The following is a 4,283-nucleotide window of genomic DNA, read 5'->3' on the forward strand; positions in this document are numbered from 1 at the left end:
TCAAGCGCATCGATCTCCAGCACGGTTTCCCATTTGGGAGTGCCCTTAATCCACGCGTTCCATGGCGTACGCCGTATGAAACCAAGCGGATGCGCTTCGTCAAGCCAGGTATTGTAGGCCCAGTTGCCCCAACGCGAGCATGTGACGATGTTGTCCTGGGCCGTCATGGCCTCGACGAACCGCCTGGTTAGCGTGTCGGCACGTGCCGTGTACCCGAATTCTTTCATGGTCCGGATCGTCTGCGCACGACACCACGCATCGACGGCGGGATTATCAAGTGCTTCGAGACTGATATACGGGTCGNACGTGCCGTGTACCCGAATTCTTTCATGGTCCGGATCGTCTGCGCACGACACCACGCATCGACGGCGGGATTATCAAGTGCTTCGAGACTGATATACGGGTCGGCAGCGTCAGGGGAGGACCGCCATATCATTGAGGAGTGCAAATTCGTCATGAATCAGTTATCACCTTTCTTAAGACTTCTATGAGATCTACTCGCATGTATCAGCGCGGTTACGCCTGCAGCAGCCAACGTACTGGCGCTGATAATCCACGTGCTTTTTCTGCTTGTCCGGCGTCCGTGAATCAAGCGCGCCAGTAGCTCGATTATGAAACGGGATCGTAACGCCAGCCGTCGCGTTCCCATTGCATCGTGTGTGTCGGCGCGAGCGCTGTGACGAAATCCGCATCGTGCGACACCACGACCAGCGCGCCCGGAAAATCCGCAAGCGCTGCTCCGACCGCGCGCACCGATTCGAGATCGAGGTGATTGGTCGGTTCGTCGAGAAGCAGCAGTTGCGCAGGCGTACCGCGCCACAATGCGCATGCGAGTGCAGCCTTCAGCCGCTCCCCACCGCTCAGATGCCGGGTCGGTTGCGTCACACGCTTCGCGTCGAGCTGCAACAGGGCGAGGCGACTGCGCAGTTCTCCTTCTGCGAGCGGAGTGTTCAGCAATCCCAGCTGCTCGATAATTGACCGGTCCGGGTCAAGGAGCGCGAGCTTCTGGTCAAGATATGCGCAGGAAACATGCGTCACACAGTGCCCTGCATGGGGCGCGAGGTGACCTGCAATCAGCCGCAGCAGCGTCGATTTTCCGCAGCCATTCGGGCCCGTCAGCGCGATACGTACGGGCCCGCAGGCCGACCACGCGATGGTGGCAGCAGGTTCACCGTATATGGACCACGGCAATCGGATGCCGTCGAGCGTGAACAGCTGGCGGCGGGCGCTAACTTCGGTGCCCGGCAGCGATGCGAGTACAGGGACGTCGGACTCGACGCGTGCCAATGCCTCCTGAACCTGTTGATCAAGCGTTGCGTTGTAATCACGCTGCGCAGCTCGAACGTGTCCCATCACCTCGCGAGCGCTGCTCTTCAGCGCCGCACGCTCACCTGACGACACGTTGGCTGTCTTCGCATAACGCAGCAAGTCGGCGGCACGACGCTGGACCGTATCGTGTTCGCGATGAAGATTGCGCCGCACACGGTCGCGCTTGGCGCGTATATGGTCGAGCGCATGCTGCGCAGCACCCTGTTGCGCGTCGCGTTGTGAACGGTAAGCCTTGTAATTACCGCCGTAGCTACGAACCCCTTTCGGCGTCAGTTCGATGATCCGCTGCATGTCAGCGAGTAGCGCACGATCGTGACTGACGACGATAAGCCCACCGCGCCACCTGGAAAGTGCGGCGCGTAACCACACACGCCCAGGCACATCGAGATGATTGGTGGGTTCATCGAGTACAAGCAGGCCAGCATCTGACAGCAATGCGCCGATCAGCGTGACGCGGGCGAGTTGCCCGCCGCTCAGCGAACGTGCTGGCGTTTCCGCCTGCACGTTCTCCAGTCCGGCCGCATTGAGTGCGTCGCGCAGGCGTTCGACGAGATTCCAGCGTTCACCGATCACGTCGAAATCACACTGCTCAGCCATACCTTTTGTCAGCCGGGTCAGCGCCGCGATGGGAGCGTTCAGGCCGGTGACGTCCGCTATGGTCTGCGAATCGGATATTGCATCGACGTGCTGCTGAGCAGCGAACGCGACTTGCACGCACCGCTGAATCGAACCATATGTCGGCTCGATGCGTCCCGAAATCAATTGTGCAAGCAGGCTCTTGCCAACGCCGTTGCGCCCGACGATGCCGGTTGGCGTGAGGTCAAAATTCAGGTCGAGCGAGTCGAACAGCGTGCTGCCGTTGTCGAATCGAAAAGAAATATGATGAAGCGCGACAAGCGTCGCCGTAGACGTAACTTGAGCCATAAGCATCTCCAAAAATATGCAAGCCCTTCGCGCAGCAAGCGTATTGCTACGACGAAGACTTCTATTCGGGAATGCTTAGTTATCCACTTTGGCTAAAGTCCGGCGAGATGAAAAGGACAAACACCCTAACACGAAGGTTCGGCGAACGCAAGTTTCGTTGGCGCCATCGGCCCGCGCCGCGCCGGCTCTAACTGTCGAAGGAAACCGTTAAAAAGCCTGGGAAGTGTCCGCGCCGAAGTAAAACTGAGCCACCGTGCCGATTGAATCGTGAGCCAGGGTGGAAGCCGACGCTCTAGAACGTCGGCTGTGGATAAGTTTAAGGTATGACGGTTTTCCCGACCTCCTGATCGTCGTTCTGCTGAGCAGGCAGACCTTCCCCCGCCGCCTCTGTCAGGTCGCCCAGATTCTTCGTTGTGCGGGTCTGCTCCCGGGCCTTGATCCGCTTCTTCGCAGTAGCGCTGCTGTGCAGGAAGCGATGACTCTCGTTACCCGTCTCGACGATGTGGCAGTGATGCGTGAGTCGGTCCAGCAGTGCCGTGGTCATCTTCGCGTCGCAGAACACGGTGGCCGTGACGCTGCATGTCTGTCCCTCGCCCTGGCGCGAGCCACGCCCGAACAAGCTCAGTGCTTTCGAGACGATGCTCAGGCAAGCGCTGACGGCTGATGCGAGGCGCCCAAAGGTAAGCGGTCCACGAACGACGTCCCTCAGAGTATTGGTTAGGATGAGTGGTAACCTTGAGGGCCTGCTGTTACCACGACTCCGAGGCAGTATGCAGGATACAAATCGCGTACAAATCGACAACCAGCTTGTTCATCGATTGATCCAGGAGCAGTTTCCCGAATGGGAGAGTCTACCGGTTGAAATGATTGAGCCAGGAGGCTGGGACAATCGGACCTTCCGTTTGGGAAACGATATGGTGGTCAGGATGCCGAGTGGCCCTGCATACGTTGCACAAGTCGAGAAGGAACATCGGTGGCTCCCTAAGTTGGCGCCACATTTGCCTCTCCAGATTCCAACACCGCTGGTTAAGGGGATGCCAGGCAGTACCTATCCATGGCCATGGTCCATATATAGATGGATCGAAGGTGAGCCAGCCAGGCCGGAATTGATTGGAGACATGAATCAATTCGCCGGCTCCCTTGCTGAGTTTCTCGATACCCTTCACCAAATCGATGCCGAAGGTGGACCGCTGGCCGGGTCGCATAATTTCCATCGGGGCGGACGGCTAGCGATCTACGATCAGGAGATTCGCACGGCCCTGACTGAACTTCAGGACAATGTCGATACGAGAGCGATCGAGCGATTGTGGAATGTTGCCTTGCAGTCCGAATGGCGAGCCTCCCCGCTATGGGTTCACGGAGACATCGCATTCGGCAATCTGCTCGTTACTGATGGGCGACTGAGTGCAGTCATTGATTTTGGTAGTTCGGCGGTGGGAGATCCTGCTTGCGATCTCGTAATCGCCTGGACTCAATTTTCCGGAACAAGCCGTGCAGTGTTCCAGAGCAAGTTGTCTTTTGACGAAGGCACGTGGGATCGCGCACGCGGTTGGGCTTTATGGAAGGCGTGTATTGTTGCGGCAATGCACGATGGCAATCAACGCGAGGCCGAAAGGTCCTGGACTGTCATCAACGAAGTCCTGAACGATTCACATTAATCGACTGGCATCTTCCAGGGTAGTAGCGCATCGTAGTCGTCGACCCTCTTTGCCAACGGGAGACGCTGGAACAGCCAGGTCAGGTAACGATACGGATCGATGCCATTGGCCTTGCAGGTTTCGACCAACGAGTAGAGGTTGGCGCTCGCGTTTGCACCGTCGACGGTGTCGGAGAACAGCCAGCCGCGTCGCCCGACGCAGAACGGGTGAATCGTGTGTTGATTTCTACAGAGTCTTAACCCACCGGGGATGCGGACAAAATCTTGGACTACTTTGGAGGTAGTCCATGTATTCATTGATCCGCTTGGGATTTCCGGACCAGATCTAGAGCGAGTTTTCCGGCGTTTCGGGTCTGGTTGAACCCGGCAAAGG

3 protein-coding genes and 2 pseudogenes are annotated in these 4,283 nt (G+C 57.9%); 1 reads left to right on the plus strand and 4 read right to left on the minus strand.

What is annotated here, in order from left to right; genetic code table 11:
• The 3 genes and pseudogenes from RZR99_RS32170 to RZR99_RS32180 form a co-directional block, all read right to left on the minus strand.
• Nucleotides 1–227 (minus strand): annotated as a pseudogene (locus RZR99_RS32170) (prolyl oligopeptidase family serine peptidase); the annotation flags it as partial.
• Between the two features lie 382 nt (nucleotides 228–609).
• Nucleotides 610–2,253: an ABC-F family ATP-binding cassette domain-containing protein gene (locus RZR99_RS32175; RefSeq protein ID WP_323123734.1), complete on the minus strand. Its 1,644-nt coding sequence runs from the start codon at nucleotides 2,251–2,253 to the stop codon at nucleotides 610–612.
• 316 nt (nucleotides 2,254–2,569) lie between these two features.
• Nucleotides 2,570–2,821 (minus strand): annotated as a pseudogene (locus RZR99_RS32180) (ATP-binding protein); the annotation flags it as partial.
• Between the two features lie 295 nt (nucleotides 2,822–3,116).
• On the opposite strand from RZR99_RS32180, the gene RZR99_RS32185 reads away from it, so the two are divergent.
• Entirely contained in the window at nucleotides 3,117–3,911 is a 795-nt protein-coding gene (locus tag RZR99_RS32185) for an aminoglycoside phosphotransferase family protein (protein WP_323123736.1), read from the plus strand.
• Here RZR99_RS32185 and RZR99_RS32190 read toward each other — a convergent pair.
• Nucleotides 3,908–4,283, minus strand: a 376-nt coding sequence (locus RZR99_RS32190) for a transposase domain-containing protein (RefSeq protein ID WP_323123735.1), incomplete at its 5' end; no start/stop codon positions are given. The two genes, RZR99_RS32185 and RZR99_RS32190, sit on opposite strands and share 4 nt — an antisense overlap.

The sequence above is a fragment of the Burkholderia alba genome (genome assembly GCF_034721475.1).
Lineage (GTDB): Bacteria > Pseudomonadota > Gammaproteobacteria > Burkholderiales > Burkholderiaceae > Burkholderia > Burkholderia alba.

What these genes read in the sequence shown, in the direction of transcription:
- RZR99_RS32175 (WP_323123734.1), bottom strand. Translation starts at nt 2,253, where the DNA reads ATGGCTCAAGTTACGTCTACGGCGACGCTTGTCGCGCTTCATCATATT.
- RZR99_RS32185 (WP_323123736.1), top strand. Translation starts at nt 3,117, where the DNA reads ATGATTGAGCCAGGAGGCTGGGACAATCGGACCTTCCGTTTGGGAAAC.